This window comes from Halomonas ramblicola (assembly GCF_030409215.1).
In the GTDB taxonomy this organism is placed as follows: Bacteria; Pseudomonadota; Gammaproteobacteria; order Pseudomonadales; family Halomonadaceae; genus Halomonas; species Halomonas ramblicola.
Genome location: NZ_JAUFPL010000028.1, coordinates 243,220 through 269,948, shown reverse-complemented (window position 1 = coordinate 269,948; position 26,729 = coordinate 243,220). Strand labels below are relative to the sequence as shown.

Below are 26,729 nucleotides of genomic sequence, written 5' to 3'. Positions count from 1 at the left end.
GGGGGCTTTGGGTACCATGGGCGGCTTTTTTCGCACCCCGGACCCTTGCCACGTCCACGCGCAGGAAGACCACCATGCTGAAACGCCTGATCGACAACCAGTTCAAGCTGGCCGAGCACCACACCGACGTGAAGACCGAGGTCATCGCCGGGATCACCACCTTCCTGACCATGGCCTACATCATCTTCGTCAATCCCAGCATCCTCGCCGAGGCCGGCATGGACGCCGGGGCGGTGTTCGTCGCCACCTGCCTGGCCGCGGCCCTGGGTTGCCTGATCATGGGGCTGTGGGCCAACTACCCCATCGCCCAGGCGCCCGGCATGGGCCTCAACGCCTTCTTCACCTACGGCGTGGTGCTGGGCATGGGTTACAGCTGGGAGGCGGCGCTGGGGGCGGTGTTCTTCTCCGGCTTCTGCTTCTTCCTGCTGAGCATCTTCCGGGTGCGCGAGTGGATCATCAACGCGATCCCCATGTCGTTGCGGCTGGGCATCGCCGCGGGCATCGGCCTCTTCCTGGCGATGATCGCGCTCCAGAACGCCGGCATCGTGGTCGCCAACGAGGCCACCTACGTCGCCCTGGGCGATCTCTCCGAGCCGGCCGCCCTCTATGCCCTGCTGGGCTTCTTCGTGATCACCGCCCTGGCCTACCTCAGGGTCACCGGGGCGGTGATGATCGGCATCCTCGGGGTCACGGTGCTGGCGATGATCCTCGGTCACAACGAGTTCGGCGGCCTGATGTCCATGCCGCCCTCCATCGCGCCCACCTTCCTGGCCCTGGACCTGGCCGGAGCCCTGGACGTGGCCATGCTCAGCGTGATCTTCGCCTTCCTGTTCGTCGACCTCTTCGATACCTCCGGCACCCTGATCGGGGTGGCCCATCGCGGCAAGCTGCTCGACGAGAACGGCAAGCTGCCGCGCATCGGGCGGGCGATGATGGCCGACTCCAGCGCCTCCATGGCCGGTGCCGTGCTGGGGACCTCCACCACCACCAGCTACATCGAGTCCACCGCTGGCATCGTCTCCGGCGGACGCACCGGCCTGACCGCCGTGGTGGTGGCCGTGCTCTTCCTGATCAGCCTGTTCTTCGCGCCCCTGGCCGGCTCGATCCCGGCCTATGCCACCGCCGGCGCGCTGCTCTACGTGGCGGTGCTGATGGCCGGCAGCCTGGCCCACGCCGACTGGGAGGACCCCACCGACGCTGCGCCGGTGCTGATCGCCGCCCTGGCCATGCCGCTGACCTTCTCCATCGCCGAGGGCATCGCCCTGGGCTTCATCAGCTACGCCGCCATCAAGTCGCTCTCCGGCCGCTTCCAGGACCTCAACCCGGCGGTGGTCGTGCTGGCGCTGTTGTTCGTGGCCAAGTTCCTGTTCCTCGACTGACCATCCACCTACCGAGACCCGCGATGAGCATCTACGGCGACTATATCAAGTCCGTGATCCGCACCGTCCCCGACTGGCCGCAGTCGGGGGTCAACTTCCGTGATATCACCCCGCTGCTGCAGAACAGCGCGGCCTTCCGCAAGCTGATCGACAGCTTCGTGCACCGCTACCAGGAGATGGACATCGACGCCGTGGCCGCCATCGATGCGCGCGGCTTCATCGTCGGTGCGCCCCTGGCCTACGAGCTGGGCTGCAGCTTCGTGCCGGTGCGCAAGAAGGGCAAGCTGCCGTTCAAGACCATCAGCGAGACCTACACCCTGGAGTACGGCGAGGCCGAGGTGGAGCTCCACTCCGACGCCTTCCGCCAGGGCGATCGCATCCTGATCGTCGACGACCTGATCGCCACCGGTGGCACCATGCTGGCCGCCGCCAAGCTGATCAGCCGCAGCGGCGGCCAGGTGGTGGAGACGGCCACCATCATCGACCTGCCGGATCTCGGCGGCGCCGAGAGGATCCGCGAGGCCGGCTTCGGCGTCTTCGCCGTCTGTTCCTTCACCGAGGACGAGTGACCATGAGCAGCACCCGTTACCACCAGCACTTCACCGTCTCCTGGGACCAGCTGCACCGCGACGTGCGCGAGCTCTGCCAGCGCCTGATCGAGCGCGACTTCAAGGGCATCGTCGCCATCACCCGCGGCGGGCTGATTCCCGCCGCCCTGATCGCCCGGGAGCTCAACGTGCGGCTGATCGACACCGTCTGCATCAAGAGCTACGACCACATGGAGCAGGGCGGGCTCGACGTGATGAAGGGCGTCGACCACGACGGCGGCGGCTGGCTGCTGGTCGACGACCTGGTGGACACCGGCAAGACCGCCCGTGCGGTGCGCGAGATGCTGCCCCGGGCACACTTCGTCACCGTCTATGCCAAGCCCGAGGGCAAGCCGCTGGTCGACCAGTACCTCACCGAGGTGGCCCAGGACTGCTGGATCCAGTTCCCCTGGGACATGGGCGTGGCCTACGTGGAGCCCCTGGCCGACCAGGTCAGGCGCTGAGCCATGGCTGGTGGTCCGCTACCCGACAGCTGGCAGCAGTGGCTGGGTGCCGAGTTCCAGGCCCCCTACATGCAGGCGCTGCGCGACTTCCTGGCCAGCGAGAAGGCCGCCCGGAAGGTCATCTACCCGCACTCCTCGCAGTGGTTCCGAGCCTTCGAGCTGACGCCCCTGGACGCGGTCAAGGTGGTGATCCTCGGCCAGGATCCCTACCACGGCCCCGGCCAGGCCCATGGGCTGTGCTTCTCGGTACGTCCCGGGGTGCGTATCCCGCCATCGCTGGTCAACATCTACAAGGAGCTCGAGGCCGACGTGGGCTTCCGCCCGGTGAACCACGGCTGCCTGGAGCACTGGGCGCGCCAGGGGGTGCTGCTGCTCAACACCTCGCTGACGGTGGAGCAGGGCAATGCCGGTTCCCACCGCGGCCAGGGCTGGGAAACCTTCACCGATCGTGCCATCCAGACCGTCAACGCCCACGCCGGCCCCGCGGTGTTCCTGCTGTGGGGCAGCCATGCCCGGCAGAAGAAGGCGCTGGTCGACACCTCCCGGCACCTGGTGCTGGAGTCGCCGCACCCCTCTCCGCTCTCCGCCCACCGCGGCTTCTTCGGCAATCACCACTTCTCGCGGGCCAACGCCTTCCTGGCGGAGCAGGGCCGCGAGCCCATCGACTGGCAGCTACCCGAGAGGTCACCATGAGCGTCCACGCCATCCGGCACCCCCTGGTCCAGCACAAGCTGGGCCTGATGCGTGAAGCCGGCATCAGCACCAAGAGTTTCCGCGAACTGGCCGGCGAGCTGGCCAAGCTGCTCACCTACGAGGCGACCCAGGACCTGGAACTCGAGACCCAGGCGATCGACGGCTGGAGCGGCGAGCCGATCCCGGTGCAGCTGCTCAAGGGCAAGAAGGTCACCATCGTGCCCATCCTGCGCGCCGGCCTGGGCATGCTCGATGGCGTCACCGACCTGATTCCCAGCGCACGGGTCAGCGTGGTGGGGCTCTACCGCGACGAGGAGACCCTGGAGCCGGTGCCCTATTTCGCCAAGTTCGCGAACGACCTCGACGAGCGCCAAGCCATCGTCATCGATCCCATGCTGGCCACCGGCGGGACCATGGTCGCGACCCTGGACATGCTGCGCGAGCGTGGTTGCCAGCACATGAAGGTGATCGTGCTGGTGGCCGCCCCCGAGGGCCTCAAGCGCGTCCAGGAGGCCTATCCCGACATCGAGATCTATACCGCGTCCGTGGACGACCACCTCGACGAGAACGGCTACATCGTGCCCGGCCTGGGCGATGCCGGCGACAAGATCTTCGGTACCCGCTGAGCCACACCGGCTCCCTCGTGATCCACGGCTCCATGTTCAGAGGTGAGCATGGGGCCGCCTGCTTTTCGCCTTCCGTCATCGCCGCCTTTCCTGCGCCTAAAGTATAATATCGAATAAATTGTTTATAAAACAAAGGCTTGAATAGTTATTGTGGTGCCATGGGGCGGAGTCTCGAATTTTCGTTAATGAACACGCGTGTCAATAAACCGCGTCTGTTCTAAGGTAGCTAGGCGTCGGCTTCGATCGTCGTGCACCAACAACGAACAATCGAGATTCGTCATGTCATTGATCCTGGAAAACATCGACCTGAAGGTCGGTGGCGAGTCCCACATCACGGACGTGAACCTGGAACTCCAGCCCGGTTCCTTCAACGTCCTGCTGGGACGGACCCTGGCCGGGAAGACGACCCTGATGCGCCTGATGGCGGGGCTGGACACCCCGACCCGCGGGCGCGTGCTGATGAACGGCCAGGACGTCACCGGGGTGTCGGTACGCCACCGCAACGTGTCGATGGTCTATCAGCAGTTCATCAATTACCCCGCGCTCAGCGTCTACGACAACATCGCCTCGCCGCTCAAGCTGGCCAGGGTCTCCGCCGCGGAGATCGACCGCCGGGTCCGCCAGACCGCAGAAATGTTGCATATCGAACATCTGCTCGACCGCCTGCCCCTGGAGCTGTCCGGCGGCCAGCAGCAGCGCACCGCCATGGGGCGGGCGCTGGTCAAGGATGCCGACATCGTGCTCTTCGACGAGCCGCTGGTGAACCTCGACTACAAGCTGCGCGAGGAATTCCGCGAGGAGCTGCGGGCACTGTTCAGCAAACGCCACTGCATCGCCGTCTACGCCACCACCGAGCCCGCCGAGGCCCTGGCCCTGGGCGGCCATACCGCGGTACTCCACGAGGGACGCCTGCTGCAGTACGGGCGCACCGAGGACGTCTATCACCGTCCCCGGGACATCCTTGCCGCGGAGATGTTCTCCGAGCCGCCCATCAATATCCTGCGCGGCATCGTCTCGGGCTCGGAGGTGACCTTCGACCGCCGGATGCACTTCCCGCTCAACGACGACCTGCGGCGCCTGGCGCCGGGGGAGTATCGCTTCGGGGTGCGTCCCGCCCATGTCTCCCTGGCGCCGCGCGCCGAGGACGATATCGAGGTACGCATGACCGTCGAGATGGCCGAGATCAGCGGCTCCGAGACCTTCCTGCACGTGGCCAGCGAGCTGTTCCACCTCACCGTGCACCTGGAGGGGGTCCACGAGTTCGACCCCGGCCAGGCGATCACCCTCTACATCCCCACCCACAAGGTCTATGCCTTCGACCGTGCGGGTGCGGTGGTCCACATTCCCAGCCACGCGGGGAGGGCATGACATGGCCGAGATCACGTTGAAGGGCCTGGCCCACTCCTACCTGCCGCAGCCGACCTCCCCCGGGGACTACGCCATCCGCGAGATGGACCACGTCTGGCAGCAGGGCGGCGCCTATGCGCTGCTGGGCCCCTCCGGCTGCGGCAAGTCGACCCTGCTCAACATCATCTCGGGGCTGCTGGAGCCCTCCAGCGGCGAGGTACTGTTCGACGGCGAGCGGGTCAATTCGCTGCCCCCCGAGGCACGCAACATCGCCCAGGTGTTCCAGTTCCCGGTGGTCTACGACACCATGACCGTCTATGACAACCTGGCCTTCCCCCTGCGCAACGTCGGCACCCCGGCCGGCAGGGTCCACGAGCGCGTCCTGGAGGTCGCCGACGTCCTCGAGCTCACCGCCCAGCTCAAGCGCAAGGCCAAGAACCTCACCGCCGACGAGAAGCAGAAGGTCTCCATGGGCCGTGGCCTGGTGCGCGACGACGTCTCGGCGATCCTCTTCGATGAGCCGCTCACCGTCATCGACCCCCAGCTCAAGTGGAAGCTGCGCCGCAAGCTCAAGGAGATCCACCGGCGCTTCAACATCACCATGGTCTACGTGACCCATGATCAGCTCGAGGCCTCCACCTTCGCCGACAAGATCGCGGTGATGTACGAGGGGCAGGTGGTCCAGTTCGGCACCCCCCGGGAGTTGTTCGAGGCCCCCAACCACACCTTCGTCGGCTACTTCATCGGCAGTCCCGGCATGAACTTCCTGGAGGTCGCCCTCCGCGACGGTCGCGTGGTGTCGGGCGCGGTGTCGCTCAGCGTGGCGCCCGCCGTGCACCGGGCCGTGGCCGAGGCCCGCTCCACCAACCTCAAGCTGGGCATCCGCCCCGAGTTCGTCGAGGTGCACCCCGCGCCGGTGGAGGACGCCATGGAGGCCCGGGTGGAGGACGTCCAGGACCTGGGCACCTACGCCATCGTCCAGCTCAGGCTGGGCGAGATTGCCCTCAAGGCCAGGGTCGAGGAGGACGAGCCGCTGCCGGAGGAGAGGGCCTGGCTGCGCTTCCCGGTCGAGCGGCTCGGCCTCTATGTCGACGAGTTCCGTGTGGAGATTCCCCATGAATGACAAGCTCTACAACAACCGGGCCTGGTGGTTGATCCTGCCCATGCTGCTGCTGGTGGCCTTCTCCGCCATCATCCCGCTGATGACGGTGGTGAACTACTCGGTACAGGACGTCTTCGACGCCCATACCCGCTTCTTCACCGGCACCGAGTGGTTCCGCGAGACCCTCAACGACCCGGCGCTGCAGGCGGCCCTGCTGCGTCAGTTCGCCTTCTCGCTGACGGTGCTGGCCATTGAGGTGCCGCTGGGCATCAGCATCGCCCTGCTCATGCCCCGGAAGGGCTGGCAGGCCTCGGCGGTGCTCATCCTGGTGACCATGCCGTTGCTGATCCCCTGGAACGTGGTGGGCAGCATCTGGCAGATCTTCACCCGTGGCGACATCGGCCTGATGGGCTGGGGGCTGCGCGAGCTGGGCTACGGCTACAACATCACCCGCAGCGCCGCCGATGCCTGGGGCACCATCATCCTGATGGACGTCTGGCACTGGACGCCACTCATTGCGCTGCTCTGCTACAGCGGCCTGCGCGCCATCCCCGATGCCTACTACCAGGCGGCGCGCATCGATCGGGCATCCAGGTGGGCGGTGTTCCGCTACATTCAGCTGCCCAAGCTCACCAACGTGCTGGTCATCGGCGTGCTGCTGCGCTTCATGCACTCCTTCATGATCTATGCCGAGCCCTTCGTGCTCACCGGCGGCGGGCCGGGCAGCTCGACCACCTTCCTCAGCCAGACCCTGACCACCATGGCCATCGGCCAGCAGGACCTGGGCCCCTCGGCGGCGTTCTCGATCATCTACTTCCTGATCATCCTGCTGGTGTGCTGGATCTTCTACACCGCCATCATGAATCTCCAGAAAGACAAGCAGAACAAGGGGGCCTGACATGACCAGATCGATGCCCACCACGCCGGATGCGGTGCGCAAGCAGGCCGCCGCGGCCGATGCCAGGCGCCGTCGCGAGGCGCGTCCCGTGTCCCGCCAGTGGCGACGCCGGGGGCTGATGGCCGCCTACATCCTCTTCGTGTTGCTGCCGATCTACTGGCTGCTCAACATGTCCTTCCAGTCCAACAGCGAGATCCTCGGCGCCCTGACGCTGTGGCCCCAGGACTTCACCCTGGAGCACTACACCAGGATCCTGACCGACTCGAGCTGGTACATGGGCTACGTCAACTCCATCGCCTACGTGGTGATGAACATGCTGATCAGCATCAGCGTGGCGCTACCCGCGGCCTACGCTTTCAGCCGCTATCGCTTCATCGGCGACAAGCACCTGTTCTTCTGGTTGCTGACCAACCTGATGGCGCCCCCGGCGGTCTTCCTGCTGCCCTATTTCCAGCTCTACTACACCGTCGGGCTGTTCGACACCCACGTGGCCGTGGCGCTGGCCCACTGCCTGTTCAACATCCCGCTGGCGGTATGGATCCTCGAGGGCTTCATGAGCGGGGTGCCCAAGGAGATCGACGAGACCGCCTTCATCGACGGCTACAGCTTCCCGCGCTTCTTCGTGAAGATCTTCATTCCGATGATCAGCTCCGGCATCGGCGTGACCCTGTTCTTCCTGTTCATGTTCTCCTGGGTGGAGTTGCTGCTGGCCAGCACGCTCACCTCCACCGGCGCCCAGCCCATCGGCTCGGTGATGACCCAGACCAAGGGCGCCTCGGGCATCGACTGGGGGACGCTGTCGGCGGCGGGGGTGCTCACCATCCTGCCCGGCATCATCGTCGTCTACTTCGTGCGCAACCACATCGCCAAGGGTTTCGCCCTGGGCCGCACCTGAGGAGGAAAGCGTCATGGAATGGATGGTCTGGACCACGCCCACGGCGGTCTTCTTCGCGGCCATCGCCGCCATCCTGCTGGGCATGACCGCCTGGGAGCTCGCCTCCCCGACGGTGGAGCGCAAGGGCTTCCTGCCGATCGCCACTACCCGCGGCGACCGGCTGTTCATCGGGCTGCTCTCCGCGGCCTACATCCACCTGGCGGTACTGGGCTTCACGCCGCTCAACCTCTGGCTTGCCCTGGGCATCTCGATCCTGTGGCTCGGGATCCTGCTGCGCTGGGGCTGACAGGGAAACACTGCCGATTTGGGCGGCGTTTCCACCCCCTGGACGGAACGTTCAGGGACGAACCTTCACCATCCGAGAGGTCATCATGAAACCGACAACAACGCGACTCTCCCTCATCGCCGCCGGCGTGCTGCTGGCCAGCGGCGCGCTGCACGCCGACGAGCACGACGCCCGGGCCATCGCCGAGCGGTTGGTGGACGAACACTTCCAGGACTCCACGCTCTCCCGGGAGGAGCAGATCGAGGAGTTGCTGTGGTTCGCCAGGGCCGCCGAGCCGTTTCGCGACATGGAGATCAGCACCGTCGCCGAGGGCCTGACCACCCACATCTACGAGCGCGACGTGCTGGCCGAGGCCTTCACCGAGCTCACCGGCATCGAGGTGACCCACAACATCATCGGTGAGGGCGACGTGGTCAACAACATGCAGACCCAGATGCAGTCGGGGCGCAACATCTACGACGCCTACGTCAACGACTCCGATGCCATCGGTACCCACATCCGCTACGGCACCACCATCAACCTCAGCGAGGCGATGGACAACGAGTGGGCCGACTATACGCTGCCGACCCTCGACCTGGACGACTTCATCGGCCTGCAGTACGGCACCGGGCCGGACGGCAGCCTCTACCAGCTGCCCGACCAGCAGTTCGCCAATCTCTACTGGTTCCGCTACGACTGGTTCCAGCGCGAGGACCTCCAGGAGCAGTTCCGCGACATCTACGGCTACGACCTGGGCGTGCCCACCAACTGGACCGCCTACGAGGACATCGCCGAATTCTTTACCGAGCACGTCGGCGAGATCGATGGCGAGACGGTCTACGGCCACATGGACTACGGCCGCCGCGATCCCTCGCTGGGTTGGCGCTTCCACGACTCCTGGCTCTCCATGGCCGGCATGGGCAGCCCCGGCGTGCCCTTCGGCAACCCGGTGGACGACTGGGGCATCCGCGTCAACGAGGCCAGCGAGCCGGTGGGCGCCAGCGTCAGCCGCGGCGGGGCCACCAACTCGCCGGCCTCGGTCTATGCGGTGACCAAGATGGTCGAGTGGCTCGACAAGTACGCGCCACCCGAGGCCCAGGGCATGACCTTCGGCGAGGCCGGCCCGGTGCCCGCCCAGGGCAACGTCGCCCAGCAGATCTTCTGGTACACCGCCTTCACCGCCGACATGACCGATCCCGGCCTGCCGGTCACCGAGGAGGACGGCACGCCCAAGTGGCGCATGGCCCCGTCGCCCGCCGGCCCCTACTGGGAGGAGGGCATGAAGGTGGGCTACCAGGACGTGGGTTCCTGGACCTTCTTCGATTCCACGCCGGAGGATCGTCGCACCGCCGCCTGGCTGTTTGCCCAGTTCACCGTGTCCAAGACGGTGTCGCTGGAGAAGCTGATGGCCGGCCTGACGCCGATCCGCGAGTCGGACATCTTCTCCGAGCAGATGACCGAGATGGCGCCCCGGCTGGGCGGCCTGGTGGAGTTCTACCGCAGCCCCAACGAGTCCAACTGGACGCCGTCCTCCACCAACGTGCCCGACTACCCCCGCATGGCGCCGCTGTGGTGGCAGAACCTGGCCCCGGCGGTCAGCGGCGAGATCTCGCCTCAGGAGGCGCTCGACAACCTGGCCGGCGACCTGGACAGCGTCATGGCGCGCCTGGCGCGGGCCGGGGTCTTCGAGGTCTATGCGCCCAACCTCAACGAGGAACGGGATCCCCAGGAGTGGCTCGACGAGCCGGGCTCGCCCAAGGCCAAGCTCGACGACGAGCGACCGCAGGGCGAGACCGTGCCCTACGACGAGATGATGGAGGCGTGGATGGCGGCCGGCACACGCTGAGGCGGCGCGTCGCCGCCGGCTCCCGGCCCGACCGGGAGCGTCCACAAGGCTGTGACCGGCTGCCCGAACGGGACCCAGGCCCCGCTCGGTTGGCGCCGAGCGGGGTTCTTTGCTTCTAGGAAGGGCAAGAGATGCAACTCAGAGAGAACAACCTGCGCAAGCTTCCCGAGCGCCGCTTCGACGTGCTGGTGATCGGCGGGGGCATCAACGGCGCCGCAGCGGCCGCCGCCCTGAGCGGCAAGGGCGTCGGCGTGGCGCTCGTCGACAGGGGGGACTTCGCCGGCAGCACCAGCATGCACTCCTCCAACCTGGTGTGGGGCGGCATCAAGTACATGGAGAGCGGCGACTTCGCCCTGGTACGCAAGCTGTGCCGCAGCCGCAATCATCTGATCAAGAGCTATCCCTCCTCGGTACAGGAGATCCGCTTCCTCACCACCATCAACCGTGGCTTCCGCCACCATCCGCTGGTGCCCTGGGCCGGCACCTGGCTCTACTGGCTGATGGGCAATGCCTTCACGCGCCCCCCGCACTACCTGAGGCCCGCCGCCCTCAAGGCCCGCGAGCCGATCATCGACGTCGACTCGGCGGTCGGCGGCTTCGAGTATTCCGATGCCTACCTCCACGACAACGATGCCCGCTTCGTCTTCAATTTCGTGCGCGGCGCCCTGGACTTCGGCACCGTGGCCGCCAACTACGTGGAGTGCCTCGAGGCGCGGCGGGAGGAGGGGGGCTGGGTCACCCGTGCCCGGGACGTCATGACGGGAGCGACCTTCGCGATCCGCTCCCGGGTGCTGATCAACGCCGCCGGCCCCTGGGTCGACACGCTCAACCGGCGCTGCGGGCAGTCCACCGAGCACCACCACGTCTTCTCCAAGGGCATCCACCTGATCGTGCCGCGGCTCACCGCGAGCCGGCGGGTACTGGCCTTCTTCGCCGACGATGGTCGGCTGTTCTTCGTGATCCCCATGGGACCGCGGACCTGCATCGGCACCACCGACACCCGGGTAGAGGCGCCGGAGGTCGAGGCCACGGAGGAGGACATCCGCTTCGTGCTCGACAACATCAACAAGCGCCTGGCGCTGTCGAAGCCGCTGGACGAGGGCGACATCATCGCCACCCGCTGCGGCGTGCGACCACTGGCGGTGAGGCCCTCCGGGGGCGACGACCGCGACTTCCTCAACCTGTCGCGCAAGCATGCCATCGATCTGGATCGCGCGCGGGCCCACCTGAGCATCTTCGGCGGCAAGCTCACCGACTGCCTCAACGTCGGCGAGGAGGTCGTCGAGGCGGTGCAGGGCCTGGGCATCGAGGTGCCCTATCCCGGGCAACGCTGGTACGGCGAGCCGGACGCCTCGGTGCGCGAGGCCTTCCTGCACCAGGCTAGGCTGATGGACCTCGATGCGCTGACCGACGAACACGCCTCGGAGCCCCTCAGCCAGCGCCTGTGGCGACGCTACGGGGCCCAGGCCATCGAGATGCTGGAGACGATCCGCCAGGACGAGCGCCAGGCCGAGGTGCTGATCGAGGGCACCGAGTACCTGCGCGTGGAGCTGGAACAGGCGCGGCGTCGCGAGATGGTCACCCGGCTCGAGGACTTCCTGCGCCGCCGCTCCAAGGTCTCGCTGGTGGTGCCGGAGGAGACGATCCGGCGTTCGCCGGGGCTGCGCGAGGCCTGCGAGATCCTGTTCGGCGAGGCGGCCGAGCGGCGCCTCGCCGAGTACCTGGAGGGAGCGCCGGAGGCGCGGCGTGAGAAGAGGGTGGAGGAGGGCGGCTAGCCCGCCGTCGTGCGTGCATGGCGGGGCTGCTAGAATGCCGCGCGATCCGTCCCTCCTTCACCTGCCTGGAGCCTTGTGATGACCGACACCGCGGCGGCGCTGCCCACCGACTCCCTGCCTCGCACCCTGCTCACCGGAGTCCAGATGCTCTTCGTGGCCTTCGGCGCCCTGGTGCTGGTGCCGCTGCTCACCGGCCTCGACCCCAGCGTGGCGCTGTTCACCGCCGGCCTGGGGACCCTGGTGTTCCACGCCGTGACCCGGGTGACGGTGCCGGTCTTCCTGGCCTCGTCGTTCGCCTTCATCGCCCCCATCCAGGGCTCGGTGGCCAGCTTCGGCATACCGGCCACCCTGGGCGGCCTGCTGGTCGCGGGCCTCGTCTACGTGGCGATCTCCCAGGCGGTGCGCCTCAAGGGAACCGCCTGGCTGCATCGCCTGCTGCCGCCGGTGGTGGTGGGGCCGGTGATCATGGTGATCGGCCTGGCGCTGGCTCCGGTGGCGGTGGACATGGCCACCGGCGAGACCAGCGAGCACATCGGCTATGGTGCGGCGCTCTTCCTCTCCATGGCCAGCCTGCTGGTGACCCTGGTGCTGGCGGTGTTCGGCCGCGGCATCGCGCGCCTGATCCCGATCATGGGCGGTATCGCCAGCGGCTATGCCCTGGCGCTGCTGATGGGCCTGGTGGACTTCACCCCGGTGCGTGAGGCGGCCTGGCTGGCTATCCCCGAGTTCACCGCGCCGAGCTTTCACTGGGCGGCGATCCTGTTCATGATCCCGGTGGCCATCGCCCCGGCGGTGGAGCACATCGGCGACATGATCGCCATCGGCTCGGTGACGCGCACCAACTACCTGGAGAGACCCGGGCTGCACCGCACCCTGCTGGGCGACGGCCTGGCCACCTCCACGGCGGCGCTGTTCGGCGGCCCGCCCAACACCACCTACTCCGAGGTCACCGGGGCGGTGACCCTGACCCGCGCCTTCGATCCGCGCATCATGCTGGTGGCCGCGGGCTTCGCCGTGGGCCTGGCCTTCGTGGCCAAGCTCGGCGCCCTGCTGCAGACCATTCCCGGCCCGGTGATGGGCGGCATCATGACCCTGCTGTTCGGCTCCATCGCCGTGGTGGGCATGAACACCCTGGTGCGCGCCGGCCACTCCCTGACCGCACCGCGCAACCTGGTGGTGATCTCGCTGATCCTGGTGTTCGGCATCGGCGGCATGCAGGTGGGCGGCGGCCAGTTTACCCTGCAGGGGGTGAGCCTGGCCGCCCTGGTGGGCATCCTCCTCAACGCGGTGCTGCCCGGTGCCGAGGAGGAGTAATCAATCCCGGTAGCGGCGGGTCAGGTCACCGTAGGCGTCGATGCGGCGGTCTCTTAGGTACGGCCAGATGCGCCGCACCTCCTCGCCGCGCTCCATGTCCAGGGTCACCAGCAGCCGCTCGGCCTGGGCCCCGGCGTGGGCCAGCAACTCTCCTTGGGGCCCGGCGATGAAGCTGCCGCCCCAGAAATCGATGCCGGGGCTCACGCCGGAGTGATCCGGTTCGTGGCCGACCCGGTTGGCGACCACCACTGGCAGGCCGTTGGCCACGGCGTGGCTGCGCTGGATCAGCGTCCAGGCGTCCCTCTGGCGGCTCTTCTCGGCGTCGTCGTCCGGTGGGTGCCAGCCGATGGCGGTGGGGTAGAACAGCAACTCCGCCCCGGCCAGGGCCATCAGCCGCGCCCCCTCCGGGTACCACTGGTCCCAGCACACCAGCACGCCGAGCCGGCCCACCGAGGTGTCGATGGGCACGAAGCCCTGGCCGCGACCGTCGTCGGCATCGCCCGGGGTGAAGTAGAACTTCTCGTAGAAGCCCGGATCGTCGGGGATGTGCATCTTGCGGTAGTGACCCACCGCGCCCTGCCGCTTGTCGTAGACCACGGCGGTATTGTGGTAGAGGCCGGCGGCCCGGCGCTCGAACAGCGAGCCCACCAGCACGATGTCGAGTTCGGCGGCCAGGGCGGCGAGCCGCTGGCCGGTGGGGCCGTCGAGGGGCTCGGCCAGGTCGAACAGCTCGGTGTCCTCGTACTGGCAGAAGTAGTGGGTGGCGTGCAGTTCCTGCAGCAGCACCAGCTCGGCGCCGGCATCGGCCAGCTCGCGGATGCCGGCCTCGCTCTCGGCCAGGCTGCGGGCCTTGTCGGGCCAGGCGGGCTGCTGGACCAGGCCGACCTTAAGGTGTCGGGACATGATGAAGTCTCCTCGAATGTTCAATGCTCGAGGCTGTTCCGGCGAAAAGCCTACGACTACCTCTTCGACTTTTCCCCGGCGCTTCTCGCTCAGTTGGACGAAGCCAGGCTGCCCTGGGGCAGTTGCATGGTCAGGCAGTGCAGACTGCCATGCTGGCGGATCACGCTGCGGCAGTCGATGGGCACGATGTCGCGATCCGGGAAGGCCTCGGCCAGGGCGGCCAGCGCCCGGGCGTCGGCGGCATCGCCGTAGATCGGGGCCAGCACGGCGCCGTTGATGATCAGGAAATTGGCATAGGTGGCCGGCAGCCGATGGCCGTCCTCGGGGGCGCGGCAGGGACGCGGCCAGGGCAGGGGTATCAGCCGGTAGGGCTCGCCGTCGGCCCGTCGCAGGGCCCTGAGTTCCGCCTCCATGGCGGCCAACGCCGGGTAGTGGGGGTCGGCCTCGTCGTCGCAGCGCACGTAAGCGATGGTGCCCGGATCGCAGAAGCGCGCCAGGGTGTCCACGTGGCTGTCGGTGTCGTCGCCTTCCAGGTGCCCGCTGGCAAGCCACAGCACCCGGGTGACCCCGAACTCCTCGTGCAGGCGCTCCTCCATCGCCCGACGGTCGAGGCCCGGGTTGCGGTTGGGGTTGAGCAGGCACGCCTCGGTGGTGAGCAGGGTGCCCTCGCCGTCGCTCTCGATGGCCCCACCCTCGAGCACCAGGTCGCGCTCGCGGACGGGGCAGGCGTAGGCACCGGCCGCGGCCAGCCGCCGGGTCAGGGTATTGTCCCGCGGGGCGGGGAACTTGCCGCCCCAGCCGGTGAAGACATAGTCGTGCAGCCTGAGGCCATCGGCATGCTCCACCGCCAGCGGGCCATGGTCGCGGGCCCAGGTATCGTCGGCCCCGGCCACCACCAGGTGCAGGCGCTCGGTGGGGACCCCGAGGTGGGCGAAGCGCGTGGTCAGGTGGCGGCGGGTGGCGGGGTCGGGCACGCTGACCAGTACCGCCTGATAGCGGGCGATGGCCACTACCATGGTCTCCAGGGTGGCCTCGATGCGCTCGAGCATCGGCGCCCAGTCGCTCTCCGGGCCGGGCCAGGTCAGTTGTACGGCATCCTGGGGGTGCCATTCAGGAAGCAGGCGTCTGGGCATGGGGCCCTCGTCGAGTCCGGGACAGGGGTGTCTCCTCGCCAGCGTGGCCGAAGCGGCGACGATGGCGCAAGGAAGCGCAATTTAGGGCCGCCGACACCAAGATGCAAGGGGTGTGGAAGTGTGTCGCGGCCCGGTGCAGAGCCCGGCAAAAAGCCGTACCATGGGCGCCCGCTGACAAGGAACGCCAACATGCTCGACCGTCTGCCTTTTCTGATCGGGTTGCGCTACGTGCGCGCCAAGCGCCGCAACCACTTCATCTCCTTCATCTCCCTGACCTCCATGCTGGGCCTGATGCTCGGCGTGGCGGTGTTGATCCTGGTGCTCTCGGTGATGAACGGCTTCGACCACGAGCTGCGCACCCGCATCCTCGGCATGGTGCCCCATGCCAAGATCGAGTCGCGCAGCGGCATGGAGGAGTGGCAGCCGCTGGCCGAGCAGCTCATGGAGCGCGAACGGGTGATCGGCGCGGCGCCCTACGTGGAGCAGCAGGGCATGTTCTCGGTGGGCGGCCGCAACGAGGGGGCCATGGTCAATGGCATCCACCCCGAGTGGGAGGACCGCGTGTCGATCATCGGCGAGCACATGCAGGAGGGTAGCCTGGACGACCTCGAGCCCGGCGAGTGGAACATCGTGCTGGGCTCGATCCTGGCGCGTCGCCTGGGGGTCGGGGTCGGCGATCGGGTGACCCTGCTGGTGCCCGAGGCCTCCATTACCCCGGCCGGAGTCTTCCCGCGGCTCAAGCGTTTCACGGTCAGCGGCGTCTTCAGCGTGGGCGCCGACCTGGATGCGGCCCTGGCCTACGCCAACATCGAGGACATGCAGACCCTGGCGCGCCTGGGCGACGCCGTGGGAGGGCTGCGCCTGGAGCTCGACGACCTCTTCGCCGCCGGCGCCGAGACCCGTGCCATCGTCAACGAGCTGGGGCCGAACTACCGCGGCTACGACTGGACATACTCCCATGGCAACCTCTTCCAGGCGATCCAGATGGAGAAGCGCATGATCGCGCTGCTGCTCACCGTGATCATCGCCGTGGCGGCCTTCAACATCGTCTCCACCCTGGTGATGGTGGTCACCGACAAGCACGCCGACATCGCCATCCTGCGCACCATCGGCGCCACGCCGCGGTCCATCATGGGCATCTTCGTGGTCCAGGGGCTGGCCATCGGGGTGATCGGCATCCTGGTGGGGGTGGGGCTCGGGGTGCTGCTGGCGCTGACCATCGCCGATCTCATCGACTGGGTGGAGACGGCGTTCGGCATCCAGTTCCTCGACGCCGGCGTCTATTTCATCAGCAACCTGCCCTCGCGGCTCCACTGGGAGGACGTGCGCAATATCGTCGCCGCCGCCCTGGGCCTGACCTTCCTGTCGACCCTCTATCCCGCCTGGCGCGCGGCGCGCGTGCAGCCGGCCGAGGTACTGCGCTATGAGTGAGGCAAGCATGCAAGCGACTCGCCAGGAGACCACCCCGCGCACCGGGGACCCGATGCTGGCCTGCATCGACCTGACCCGCACCTATCGCGAGGGTCCCCAGGACCTCACCGTGCTCGACGGCCTGTCCCTGGAGGTGCGGGCCGGCGAGCGGGTGGCCATCGTCGGCAGCTCCGGCTCGGGCAAGACCACCCTGCTCAACCTGCTGGGCGGGCTCGATCGCCCCAGCCGCGGCGAGGTGCGCATCGCCGGCGAGTCGCTACTGAACCTGGGCGAGGCCGCCCTGGGACGCTTCCGCAACCGCCATATCGGCTTCGTCTACCAGTTCCACCACCTGCTGGCGGAGTTCACGGCGCTGGAGAATGCCGCCCTGCCGCTGATCGTGCGCGGCCTGCGCAAGGCGGCGGCCGAGGCGCGGGCCCGCGAGCTGCTGGGGAAGGTAGGCATGGCGGCACGCGCCGACCACAAGCCCGGTGAACTCTCCGGTGGCGAGCGCCAACGGGTGGCCATCGCCCGGGCGCTGGTCACCGACCCCAGCCTGGTGCTGATGGACGAGCCCACCGGCAACCTGGACCAGCACACCGCGGCCAACATCCTGGCGTTGATGGACGAGCTGGCGCGCACCACCGCCTGTGCCTTCGTCATCGTCACCCACGACCCGGCGGTGGCCACCCACCAGGATCGCGTATTGCGCCTCGACGAGGGGCGTCTGGCCGCGGACTAGTCGTCCTCGCCGCGGCGACGCCGCCGCCGCGCCTTCCAGCTACGCGATACCTGCCAGCGCCACAGTAGCCGGATCAACAGGTTGCCGAGGATCGCCAGGATCACTGCGGTCGCCACCGAGCCCAGCGCCAGGGCGGGGAGGATGTCGCTCATCTTCTCCGCTACCCAGCGCGTGGTGAGTCGCTGCGGGGCCTCGCGCGCCGGGATGTCCATCAGCCAGGCACCGAGCCGGTAGTTGCCGTAGAAGATCAGCGGCATGGTCAGCGGGTTGGTGATCCACACCAGGGCCACCGAGAGGGGCAGGTTGCAACGCACGACCCAGGCCCCCAGGGCCGCCACCGCCATCTGGAAGGGAATCGGCAGCATGGCGCTGAACAGGCCCACGGAGAAGGCGTTGGCGACGCTGCGCCGGCCCAGCACCCAGAGGGCCGGATTGCCGATCAGGTGGCCCATGAAACGCAGCGAGCGCTGGCGCCGCAGGGTCTCGGGGTGGGGCATGTAGCGCTGGAGCAGGCGGCGCGGCATGTCATCGGGCTCGCGGCATCGGGATGGCGACTATTATCCATACAAGGCTTCGTCGTCGCCATGACACGGCGTTCATGACCTGTGAACGCCGGCCCAACCTGGAGCAAGGGAATGCCGCCTGGCCTGGCCCTTCCCCTGGCCCTCGCCGTACTGGCCGGCGTGGGGCTGGGCGCCGATCCGCCCCCGGGCCTGTGGGAAGGCCTGGGACTGGCCTTGCTGGCCGCGCTGGCCCAGCGCCGTGCATGGGCGGCGGGGCTGGTCGCGGTCATTGCCTGGGTGGCGGCGAGCCTGCTGCTGGCCCGGGGGGCCGAGCTGCCCGACGGCCTGCTGGGCCAGGACCTGGCCGTGGAGGGGCGACTGGTGACGGTCTCTCCGGGAGGGCGCCTGACGCGTCTGACCCTGGAGGTCGAGCGCTGCCGCCCGCTGGTGGAGGGGCGCCGGCCCTGCGACCGTCTGGAGCGGATCCGCGTCAATGCCTACCAGGCCCCGCCCATGCGCGCCGGCGAGCGCTGGGCGTTCGCCGTGCGTCTGCGTCCGCCGGCGGGGCTCGCCAACCCCGGCACCTTCGACTACCGTGCCTGGCTGTGGCGGGAGGGCATCCAGGCGACCGGCTATGTGCGGCACGATCCTGCGCCGCGACGCCTCGCGGCTGCTCCGTCGTCGCCGCGGCAGCTGGCGCTGGAGTACCTGGACAGCCGCGACCTGCCGCCACGGACGGGCCGCTGGCTGGCGGCGCTGACCCTGGGCGCCGGGGAGCGCCTGACCGCCGACGACTGGGACCTGCTCAACGCCAGCGGTACCACCCACCTGATGGTGATCTCGGGGCTCCACGTGGGGCTGGTGGCCGCCTTCGCCCTACTGCTGGGCCGCGGCGCCGCACGCCTGGTCAGCCCCGGACGCTGGCGCCTGGCGGTCTGGCCCTGGTGGCTGGCGGGCCTGGCGGCGACGGGCTATGCCGGCCTGGCCGGCCTCGAGCCGCCGGCCCTGCGCGCCCTGATCATGACCCTGGTAGGACTCTGGGTAGCCAGCGGTCGCCACGCGCCCGGACCCTGGCAGGGCTGGTGGCTGGCGCTCGCCCTGGTGCTGCTGGGCGATCCCCGCAGCGCCTGGCGGCCGGGCCTGTGGCTCTCCTTCGTCGCGGTGGCGCTGCTGGTCCTGATCTGGCAGGGGCGACCGAGACCGCGCGGCCCGGGCGGCTGGCTGTGGGCCCTGGGGCGCAGCCAGTTGCTGCTGGCGCCGCTGATGGCCGCCGCCGTGCTGCTGGCCTTCGCCCGCCTGGCACCGGCCGCTCCCCTGGTCAACCTGCTGGCGGTCCCGTTGGTCAGCAGTCTGCTGGTGCCCCTGGGATTGCTGGGCTGGCTGCTCGCGCCGCTGCCGCCGTTCGGGACGCTCTGCTGGTGGCTCTTCGGCCGGCTCGGCGAGGCCCTGGCGGCCCTGCTGGAAGGGGCGGTGACCTGGCTGCCGCTGTGGATTCCCGACCCCGAGCGGGTCACGCCCCTCGCCCTCACGCTGGGCCTGGCGGCGTTGCTCTGGGCCCTGCCGGGACTCGATGGCCGACTCCGCACGCTCGCCACGCTGCTGCTGGCGCTGGTCCCCCTGAATCCGCTGCCGGACACCCCGGCCGCCGGCGAGCTGCGGGTGCGTATCCACGACGTGGGCCAGGGCCAGCTGGTGGAGCTGCGCAGCGCCGGCTATCGCCTCCTCTACGACACCGGGCCGCGCTTCGCTTCGGGCTTCACGCCCCTGGAGACCCTGTGGCCGCCCGGCCAGCGTTTCGACGCGGTGATCGTCAGCCATGACGATGCCGACCACGCCGGTGGGGTGTCGGCGCTGCGCGAGACGCATCGGGTGGGGCGCTTCCTGGCACCGCCCGGCGAGGTGCCCGGGGTGGCCGCCGAGCCGTGTCGGGCCGGTCGCACCTGGCGGCGCGGCGGGGTACGCTTCCGTTTGCTGTGGCCGCCGCCGGACGTCGCGGGCCTTTCCGGCAACGACCGCGCCTGCGTGCTGGAGGCGAGTGTCGGCGGGCACCGCCTGCTGATCACCGGCGATGTCGGCCGACGGGTGGAGCGGGCGCTGCTGCTGGAGACCGGGGGGCCGGTCACCCTGCTGCTGGCCGGCCACCACGGCAGTGCCACCAGCTCGGGCCCCCAGCTGGTGAGGGCACTGGCGCCGCGCCATGTGGTCTACAGCGCGGGACGCCACAACCCCTTCGGCCATCCCGACGCCGGCGTGGTGAGGCGCTTCCGCCGGGCGGGGGCCTGCCAGTGGAGCACCGCCCTGGACGGGGCGCTGACCTTCACCCTGGGCGGCGGGGCGCCGCCGCGGGTCGCACGGCCGCCGGCCTGGCGGCGGGCCGGTGTCGGAGCCGACTGCCTTGCGTTAGAATCGCCGTGACGACAGGCTGGACCGATGACGGGCATCTTTCGAGGGGAAGCGCATGGACATGATGGAGGCCCTGATCGCCGGGGGCTGGTTGATGCTGCCGCTGCTCGGCTGCTCGCTGCTGGCCACGGTGATCATCATTGAGCGCCTGTGGACTCTGCGCGCCGGCCGTATCGCCCCGCGCGGCCTCGGCCAGGAGGTGTGCACCCTGATCTCCCGGGGGCAGGTCAACCTCTACTGGCTGGAGAGTCACTCGCCGCTGGGCGGTGTGCTGGCCGCCGGCCTGCGCAACACCCGGCTCGGTCACGAACAGGTGAGGGCACGCTTGCAGGAGGCCGCCACCGCGGTGATCCATGACATGGAGCGCTTCCTGAGCCCGCTGGGCACCATCGCCGCCATCGCCCCGCTGATCGGCCTGCTGGGCACCGTGGTGGGCATGATCGAGGTGTTCTCGGTGATCGTCTCCGGCGACGGGGCGAGCCGCACCGCCGATCTGGCCGGCGGCATCTCCCGCGCCCTGGTGACCACGGCGGCGGGCCTCACCGTGGCCATTCCGGCGCTGATGTTCCATCGCTACTTCCTGCGGCGGGTGGAGGATATCACCGTGCGCATGGAGGAGCAGGCCGGCCAGGTGGTGGAGTTCCTCGCCCATTACGGTGGCGACCTGCGGCTGGCCGACCAGCAGGAAGATCCCCGGGACACCGAGCGGCTCGAGGCCGACGGTCGTCTCGCCCCCGAGGTGAAACGGCCGTGAGGTTCCCGCGTACCCGGCGTGATCCCGTGGAGGTGAACCTCACCCCGCTGATCGACGTGGTGTTCCTGCTGTTGATCTTCTTCATGGTCTCCACCACCTTCGAGACCCGCCAGGCCCTGGAACTCACGCTGCCGGAGAGCGTCAGCGGGGTCGCCGCCGAACCCTCGCCGGTGACCCTGGTGGTCGACGCCGAGGGTGATTACCGCCTCGGCGAGCGAGAGCTGACCGCCCGTGCGCTGCCCGAGGCGCTGGCCGCCGAGGCGGAGCAGGCCCGCGAGCACGGCCTGGTGGTGGAGGCCGATGCCCGCGCCCGCCACGCCGCGGTGGTGCGCGCGCTCGACCAGGCCGGCCTGCTGGGCATCCAGCGGGTGCGCATCGCCACCACCGAGACTTCATCCACGCAAGCGGAGACGCCGTGATTCCCATCGGGACTTCCCAACAATCGGGCTGGATGCTCTACAAGCGATTGCTGGGCTACGTGCGCCCTCACTGGCGCGCCTTCGCCCTGGCCATCGTCGGCTATGCCATCTACGCCGCCTCCAGTACCGCCCTGGCCGAGATGATGAAACGGCTGATCGACGGCATCCAGGAGCCCGATACCGCCTTCCGGGTGTTCCTGCCGATGTTCGTGATCGGCATGTTCGCCGCCCGCGGCCTGGGCACCTTCCTCGGCACCTACTTCATGAGCGACGTGGCACGCAACGTGGTCCACGCCCTGCGCTGCGACGTCTTCAACCACATGCTGCACCTGCCGGGGCGCTTCTTCGACAACCACTCCAGCGGCCACCTGATCTCGCGGGTCACCTATCACGTGGAGCAGGTCACCGGGGCCGCCACCAAGGCGTTGACCATCCTGTTGCGCGAGGGGCTCTTCGTCATCGGCCTGGTGACCTACCTGCTGTGGACCAACTGGATGCTGACCCTGCTGTTCCTGACGGTGACCCCGCTGATCGCTGGCGTGGTGAGTTATGCCAGCAAGCGTTTCCGGCGCATCTCCGGGCGCATCCAGGCCTCCATGGGCGAGGTCACCCACGTCGCCTCCGAGGCGCTTTCCGGCTACCGGGTGGTGCGCACCCATGGCGCCGAGGGCTACGAGAAGGCGCGTTTCGCCGCCGCCAGCGAGTACAACCGTCAGCAGAGCATGAAGGAGGCGTTGACCAAGGCGGTCAGCACCCCGGTGATCCAGCTGCTGGTGGCCGTCGCCCTGGCGGTGCTGGTATGGCTGGCCATGTCGCCGGCGCTGATGGCCGACATGACCCCCGGGGAGTTCGTGGCCTTCATCACCGCCGCCTCGCTGATGGCCAAGCCGGTCCGCCAGCTCACCGAGATCAACAGCGAGATCCAGAAGGGCCTGGCCGCGGCGTCCGAGCTGTTCGGGCTGCTGGAGAGGCCGGCGGAGCCCGACGAAGGCACCCGTGACCCCGGACGGCTGTCGGGGCGGGTGGCCTTCGAGGGCGTGCGCTTCGCCTACGGCGAGGGGCAGCCCGAGGTGCTCAGGGGCATCGACCTCAGGGTGGCGGAGGGCGAGATGGTCGCCATCGTCGGCCGCTCGGGCAGCGGCAAGTCGACCCTGGTGGGGTTGCTGCCGCGCTTCTACCGGCCCACCGCCGGACGGGTGCTGATCGACGACGTGCCCCTGGACGACTACCGGCTGGCACCGCTGCGCCGCCAGATCGCCCTGGTGTCCCAGCAGGTGACCCTGTTCAATGCCAGCATCGCCGACAATATCGCCTACGGCGTGCCCGATGCCGACCCCGCGGCCATCGAGGCGGCGGCCCGCGCCGCCCATGCCCATGAATTCATCGAGCGCCTGCCCGACGGCTATGCGACGGTGGTGGGCGACAACGGGGTGATGCTCTCCGGCGGCCAGCGCCAGCGCCTGGCCATCGCCCGGGCCATCTTCAAGGACGCGCCGCTGCTGATCCTCGACGAGGCCACCTCGGCGCTGGACACCGAGTCGGAGCGCCATATCCAGGCCGCCCTGGAGGAGGTCTGCAAGGGGCGCACCACCCTGGTGATCGCCCACCGGCTCTCCACCATCGAGCGTGCCGATCGTATCCTGGTGATGGAACAGGGCGAGATCATCGAGCAGGGCAGCCATGCCGCGCTGCTCGCCCGGGACGGTGCCTATGCGGCCCTCCACCGCCTGCAGTTCCAGGAGGCCGACCCGGCATGAGCGGGGCCGGCGAGCGCTGGTTGGCCGCCGCCTACCGCGGCGCTGCCTGGCTGCGGCTGCTGCGCCCCCTGGAGGCGCTCTATCGCCGGGGCGTGGCGCGCCGCACGGCGGCCTACGCCAGCGGTCGCCGGGCGGTCTGGCGTGCCCCCGTGCCGGTGATCGTGGTCGGCAACCTGACCCTGGGCGGCACCGGCAAGTCGCCGTTGGTGGCCTGGCTGGTACGCTTTCTGGAGGAGCGCGGCCGGCGGCCGGGCATCCTCTCGCGCGGCTATGGCGGGCGTGGCGAACGTTATCCGCTGCGGGTCACCGCGCGGACGCCGGTCGCGGCCTGCGGCGACGAGCCGCGCATGCTGGCCGACCAGACCGGCGTGCCGGTAGTGGTGGATCCCGACCGGCCCCGCGGGGCCCGGCGACTGCTGGAGGAGGGCTGCGATATCCTGGTGGCCGACGACGGCCTCCAACACCTGGCGCTGGCCCGCGACCTGGAGCTGGTAGTGGTGGACGGCGCGCGCGGTTTCGGCAACGGCCGCTGCCTGCCGGCGGGTCCGCTGCGCGAGCCGCTTACCCGGCTCGGCTCGGTGGATGCCGTGCTGGTCAACGGCGAGGCGGCCTTCGAGGTGCCGCCGGGCGCCTTCACGATGCGCCTGGTGCCGTCGGCCTGGCGACGCCTGGGCGACGGCGAGCGCCGGCCACTCGATCCGCCGCCCTTCGCGGGCGCGGTGCACGCCGTGGCCGGGATCGGCCGGCCGGCACGCTTCTTCGAGACCCTGGCCGGGCTCGGCGTCGAGGCGATTCCACACTCCTTCGGCGACCACCACGCCTACCGGGCCGAGGAGCTCGACTTCGGCGACGCCCGGCCGCTGGTGATGACCGCCAAGGATGCCGTCAAGTGCCGTGGGCTCGCCCCCGACGCCAGCTGGGTGCTGGAGGTGACCGCCGAACCCGGCTCCGCCTTCGTCGCCTGGCTGGAGGCCAGGCTGGCCGAGCCGGGTGCCGCACGGGGAGACGACAACGACACGACCCTGCGAGTCGGGCAGACCCCGGCTCGCCACCAAGAGCGAGGTGCATGAGATGGACAAGGAGCTGCTGGCCATGCTGGTCTGCCCGCTGTGCAAGGGCAAGCTCAGGTACCACCGCGAGGCCGGGGAGCTGCACTGCCTCTACGACGGCCTGGCCTATCCGATCCGCGACGACATCCCGGTGATGCTGCCGGAGGAGGCGCGGCCGCTGTCCGTCGACGAGAAGCTTCGCGAGTCGCCCGGACGCACGGGGGAGGCCTGATGGCCGCGGGCGAGTTCATCGCGGTGATCCCGGCGCGCTTCGCGTCCTCGCGGCTGCCGGGCAAGCCCCTGGCGGAGATCGCCGGTGAGCCCATGGTGGCCCATGTCTGGCGGCGCGCTAGCGCGAGTCGCGCCAGCCGGGTGGTGGTGGCCACCGACGACGCACGCATCGAGGCGGCGCTCGCCCCCCTGGGCGCCGAGGTGGTGATGACCCGCGCCGACCACCCGTCGGGGACCGACCGCCTGGCCGAGGTGGCCGAGCGGCTGGGGCTCGCCGACGCCGCCGTGCTGGTCAACGTCCAGGGCGACGAACCGCTGATTCCCGCGTCGCTCATCGACCAGGTGGCCGAACGACTCTTCGATGACCCCGGTGCCTCCATCGCCACCCTGGCCGAGCCGATCACCGAGGTGGCGACGCTGTTCAACCCCAACGTGGTGAAGGTGGTACGGGCCGAATCGGGTCGTGCCCTCTACTTCTCCCGGGCCCCCCTTCCCTGGCATAGGGAAGCCTGGGACCGTGGTGCCCGCCCCGAGCGCCTGGAGGCCGACGCCTGGCTGCGCCATATCGGCCTCTACGCCTATCGGGCGAGCTTCCTGGCCGACTACCGCGGCTGGCCGCCGGCGCCCCTGGAGCAGTTGGAGCAGCTCGAGCAGCTGCGTGCCCTGCACCACGGCCACGCCATCCAGGTGGCGCTCGCCGGCGAGCCGCATCCTGCCGGGGTCGATACCGCCGAGGACCTGGCCCGGGTGCGGGCGCTGCTCGCCCACGAGACATCCCAAGGAGGTGACTGATGCGCGTCCTCTTCGTCTGCCTGGGCAACATCTGCCGCTCGCCCACTGCCGAGGGGGTCTTCCGCCGCCTGCTCGAGGAGCGCGGCCTGGCTGGCCGGGTCAGCGTGGACTCCTGCGGCGTCGGTCCCTGGCACGTCGGCGAGGCGCCGGACCCCCGCGCCCGCGAGGCCGCGGCGCGGCGCGGCCTCGATCTCTCCGACCTGCGTGGCCGCCAGCTGGCCGATGCCGACTTCGAGCGCTTCGACTACCTGCTGGCCATGGACCACGACAACCTGGCCGAGCTGGAGCGGCGGCGTCCGGCGGGCTGCGAGGCCCGTATCGGCCTCTTCCTCGAGTTCGCCGAGCGCCCCGGTGAGGCGGTGCCCGACCCCTACTTCGGCGGCGAGGGCGGTTTCGAACGGGTGCTCGATCTGATCGAGGCCGCTTCCCGTGGGCTGCTGGCCGAGATCGAGGCCCGCCTGGAGCCCCCGTCTTGAGCCTCGTCCCGAGCGCCGACCACGACCTGAGCCGGTCCAACACCCTGGGCCTGCCCTGCGTCGCCGAGCGTTTTGCGGCAGCGGGGAGCCTGGCCGAGCTACGGGAGGCGCTGGCCCTGGCCCATAGCCGCTCGTGGCCGCTGACCCTGCTGGGCGGCGGCAGCAACCTGATCCTGCCCGAGCGTCTGCCCGGCCTGGTGGTTCGGCCGGCCCTGCGGCGCTGGTGGCTGGAGGAGGAGCGGGGCGACATCGTCCGCGTCCAGGTCGAGGCGGGGGTGGTATGGCACGACCTGGTGATGGCGCTCGCCGGGCGCGGGCTCTGGGGCATCGAGAACCTGGCGCTGATCCCCGGCCACTGCGGCGCCGCACCGATCCAGAACATCGGCGCCTACGGGGTCGAACTCTGCGAGGTGCTGGAGGCGCTGCAGGTGGTGCACCTGGATGATGGCCGCGAGGCCTGGATGACACCGGCGCAGTGCGCCTTCGGTTACCGCGACAGCGTCTTCAAGGGCGAGCTGGACGGCCGCGTGGCCATCACCCGGCTGTCGATGCGGCTCTCCCGGCGGCCCCGGCCGCGGCTCGGCTATGGCGACCTGGCCTGCCGGCTGGGCGAGGCCCCGAGCCCGCTGGAAGTGGCCGAGGCGGTGTGCGCCATACGGCGCGAGAAGCTGCCCGACCCGGCGACGCTGGGTAATGCCGGGAGCTTCTTCAAGAATCCGCTGGTCCCGGCCGGACAGGCCGAGCGACTGCTCGCCGCGCATCCGGACATGCCACACTTCCCCCAGCCCGGCGGCCGGGTCAAGCTCGCCGCCGGCTGGCTGATCGATCGCTGTGGCCTCAAGGGCTGGCGCGAGGGACACTTCGGAGTCCATGACCGCCAGGCCCTGGTGCTGGTGCACCACGGCGGCGGTAGTGCCAGGGAACTGCTGGCCTTCGCCGAGCGGGTGGCCGGCGAGGTGGGTGAAC

At 69.4% G+C, this 26,729-nt stretch carries 27 protein-coding genes; 24 read left to right on the top strand and 3 right to left on the bottom strand.

Annotated elements, in window-relative coordinates:
• Positions 1-74 precede the first annotated feature (74 nt).
• The 13 genes from QWY80_RS12295 (at position 75) to QWY80_RS12235 (ending at position 13,191) form a co-directional block, all read left to right on the top strand.
• The gene (locus tag QWY80_RS12295) at positions 75-1,379 is read left to right on the top strand and encodes an NCS2 family permease (protein WP_290231880.1); all 1,305 of its coding nucleotides are present in this window, start codon (positions 75-77) and stop codon (positions 1,377-1,379) included.
• A gap of 23 nt (positions 1,380-1,402) precedes the next feature.
• Positions 1,403-1,948: an adenine phosphoribosyltransferase gene (locus QWY80_RS12290; protein WP_290231878.1), complete on the top strand. Its 546-nt coding sequence runs from the start codon at positions 1,403-1,405 to the stop codon at positions 1,946-1,948.
• A gap of 2 nt (positions 1,949-1,950) precedes the next feature.
• On the top strand, positions 1,951-2,430 hold the full coding sequence (gpt, locus tag QWY80_RS12285; protein ID WP_290231876.1) for a xanthine phosphoribosyltransferase: 480 nt from the start codon (positions 1,951-1,953) through the stop codon (positions 2,428-2,430).
• A 3-nt stretch (positions 2,431-2,433) separates the two neighbouring features.
• Positions 2,434-3,123: a uracil-DNA glycosylase gene (gene ung, locus QWY80_RS12280; protein ID WP_290231874.1), complete on the top strand. Its 690-nt coding sequence runs from the start codon at positions 2,434-2,436 to the stop codon at positions 3,121-3,123.
• Positions 3,120-3,749: a uracil phosphoribosyltransferase gene (upp, locus tag QWY80_RS12275; protein WP_290231872.1), complete on the top strand. Its 630-nt coding sequence runs from the start codon at positions 3,120-3,122 to the stop codon at positions 3,747-3,749. Before ung ends, upp begins: the two co-directional genes overlap by 4 nt.
• A gap of 279 nt (positions 3,750-4,028) precedes the next feature.
• On the top strand, positions 4,029-5,117 hold the full coding sequence (locus QWY80_RS12270) for an ABC transporter ATP-binding protein (RefSeq protein ID WP_290231870.1): 1,089 nt from the start codon (positions 4,029-4,031) through the stop codon (positions 5,115-5,117).
• A gap of 1 nt (position 5,118) precedes the next feature.
• Positions 5,119-6,219 carry an ABC transporter ATP-binding protein gene (locus QWY80_RS12265; RefSeq protein WP_290231867.1) on the top strand — a complete coding sequence of 367 codons (1,101 nt, stop codon included), beginning with the start codon at positions 5,119-5,121 and terminating at the stop codon, positions 6,217-6,219.
• Positions 6,212-7,096 carry a carbohydrate ABC transporter permease gene (locus tag QWY80_RS12260; RefSeq protein WP_290231865.1) on the top strand — a complete coding sequence of 295 codons (885 nt, stop codon included), beginning with the start codon at positions 6,212-6,214 and terminating at the stop codon, positions 7,094-7,096. The genes QWY80_RS12265 and QWY80_RS12260 overlap by 8 nt, the downstream gene beginning before the upstream one ends.
• Before the next feature lies 1 nt (position 7,097).
• Positions 7,098-7,991: a carbohydrate ABC transporter permease gene (locus QWY80_RS12255; protein WP_290231863.1), complete on the top strand. Its 894-nt coding sequence runs from the start codon at positions 7,098-7,100 to the stop codon at positions 7,989-7,991.
• A 13-nt stretch (positions 7,992-8,004) separates the two neighbouring features.
• Complete coding sequence (locus tag QWY80_RS12250; protein WP_290231861.1) at positions 8,005-8,277, top strand: DUF2160 domain-containing protein; 273 nt, start codon at positions 8,005-8,007, stop codon at positions 8,275-8,277.
• An 85-nt stretch (positions 8,278-8,362) separates the two neighbouring features.
• A complete protein-coding gene (locus QWY80_RS12245) occupies positions 8,363-10,102 on the top strand; it encodes an ABC transporter substrate-binding protein (protein WP_290231858.1) in 1,740 nt (579 codons plus the stop codon).
• Positions 10,103-10,233: 131 nt separating this feature from the next.
• Positions 10,234-11,877 carry a glycerol-3-phosphate dehydrogenase/oxidase gene (locus tag QWY80_RS12240; protein WP_290231856.1) on the top strand — a complete coding sequence of 548 codons (1,644 nt, stop codon included), beginning with the start codon at positions 10,234-10,236 and terminating at the stop codon, positions 11,875-11,877.
• 78 nt (positions 11,878-11,955) lie between these two features.
• Positions 11,956-13,191, top strand: coding sequence for a uracil-xanthine permease family protein (locus QWY80_RS12235; protein WP_290231853.1), 1,236 nt, complete (start codon positions 11,956-11,958; stop codon positions 13,189-13,191).
• Here QWY80_RS12235 and QWY80_RS12230 read toward each other — a convergent pair whose 3' ends face one another.
• Positions 13,192-14,094: a carbon-nitrogen hydrolase gene (locus QWY80_RS12230; protein ID WP_290231851.1), complete on the bottom strand. Its 903-nt coding sequence runs from the start codon at positions 14,092-14,094 to the stop codon at positions 13,192-13,194.
• An 89-nt stretch (positions 14,095-14,183) separates the two neighbouring features.
• Entirely contained in the window at positions 14,184-15,227 is a 1,044-nt protein-coding gene (locus QWY80_RS12225) for an agmatine deiminase family protein (RefSeq protein WP_290231849.1), read from the bottom strand.
• A gap of 189 nt (positions 15,228-15,416) precedes the next feature.
• Here QWY80_RS12225 and QWY80_RS12220 point away from each other — a divergent pair, with 189 nt between their 5' ends.
• Both QWY80_RS12220 and QWY80_RS12215 read left to right on the top strand, forming a co-directional pair.
• Positions 15,417-16,658, top strand: coding sequence for a lipoprotein-releasing ABC transporter permease subunit (locus tag QWY80_RS12220; protein ID WP_290231847.1), 1,242 nt, complete (start codon positions 15,417-15,419; stop codon positions 16,656-16,658).
• 7 nt (positions 16,659-16,665) lie between these two features.
• Positions 16,666-17,379 carry an ABC transporter ATP-binding protein gene (locus tag QWY80_RS12215; protein ID WP_435389367.1) on the top strand — a complete coding sequence of 238 codons (714 nt, stop codon included), beginning with the start codon at positions 16,666-16,668 and terminating at the stop codon, positions 17,377-17,379.
• On the opposite strand, the gene QWY80_RS12210 is transcribed toward QWY80_RS12215, so the two are convergent.
• Positions 17,376-17,903: a DUF2062 domain-containing protein gene (locus tag QWY80_RS12210; RefSeq protein WP_290231844.1), complete on the bottom strand. Its 528-nt coding sequence runs from the start codon at positions 17,901-17,903 to the stop codon at positions 17,376-17,378. The two genes, QWY80_RS12215 and QWY80_RS12210, sit on opposite strands and share 4 nt — an antisense overlap.
• A 111-nt stretch (positions 17,904-18,014) precedes the next feature.
• Between QWY80_RS12210 and QWY80_RS12205 the strand changes: the two genes are divergently transcribed.
• From QWY80_RS12205 to murB, 9 genes are all read left to right on the top strand, one after another.
• On the top strand, positions 18,015-20,297 hold the full coding sequence (locus QWY80_RS12205; protein WP_290231842.1) for a DNA internalization-related competence protein ComEC/Rec2: 2,283 nt from the start codon (positions 18,015-18,017) through the stop codon (positions 20,295-20,297).
• A gap of 43 nt (positions 20,298-20,340) precedes the next feature.
• A complete protein-coding gene (locus tag QWY80_RS12200) occupies positions 20,341-21,039 on the top strand; it encodes a MotA/TolQ/ExbB proton channel family protein (protein ID WP_290231840.1) in 699 nt (232 codons plus the stop codon).
• Positions 21,036-21,458 (top strand): ExbD/TolR family protein, encoded by a 423-nt coding sequence (locus tag QWY80_RS12195; protein WP_290231838.1) that lies wholly within the window; start codon positions 21,036-21,038, stop codon positions 21,456-21,458. The genes QWY80_RS12200 and QWY80_RS12195 overlap by 4 nt, the downstream gene beginning before the upstream one ends.
• 32 nt (positions 21,459-21,490) lie before the next feature.
• Positions 21,491-23,215, top strand: coding sequence for a lipid A export permease/ATP-binding protein MsbA (gene msbA, locus QWY80_RS12190; RefSeq protein ID WP_290232587.1), 1,725 nt, complete (start codon positions 21,491-21,493; stop codon positions 23,213-23,215).
• Positions 23,212-24,285, top strand: coding sequence for a tetraacyldisaccharide 4'-kinase (gene lpxK / locus QWY80_RS12185; protein WP_290231836.1), 1,074 nt, complete (start codon positions 23,212-23,214; stop codon positions 24,283-24,285). The genes msbA and lpxK overlap by 4 nt, the downstream gene beginning before the upstream one ends.
• A gap of 1 nt (position 24,286) precedes the next feature.
• On the top strand, positions 24,287-24,496 hold the full coding sequence (locus tag QWY80_RS12180; protein WP_290231834.1) for a Trm112 family protein: 210 nt from the start codon (positions 24,287-24,289) through the stop codon (positions 24,494-24,496).
• The gene (gene kdsB, locus QWY80_RS12175) at positions 24,496-25,287 is read left to right on the top strand and encodes a 3-deoxy-manno-octulosonate cytidylyltransferase (RefSeq protein WP_290231832.1); all 792 of its coding nucleotides are present in this window, start codon (positions 24,496-24,498) and stop codon (positions 25,285-25,287) included. The genes QWY80_RS12180 and kdsB overlap by 1 nt, the downstream gene beginning before the upstream one ends.
• Positions 25,287-25,763: a low molecular weight protein-tyrosine-phosphatase gene (locus QWY80_RS12170; RefSeq protein WP_290231830.1), complete on the top strand. Its 477-nt coding sequence runs from the start codon at positions 25,287-25,289 to the stop codon at positions 25,761-25,763. The genes kdsB and QWY80_RS12170 overlap by 1 nt, the downstream gene beginning before the upstream one ends.
• Positions 25,760-26,729, top strand: a 970-nt coding sequence (murB, locus tag QWY80_RS12165; RefSeq protein ID WP_290231828.1) for a UDP-N-acetylmuramate dehydrogenase, incomplete at its 3' end; no start/stop codon positions are given. The genes QWY80_RS12170 and murB, both read left to right, overlap by 4 nt.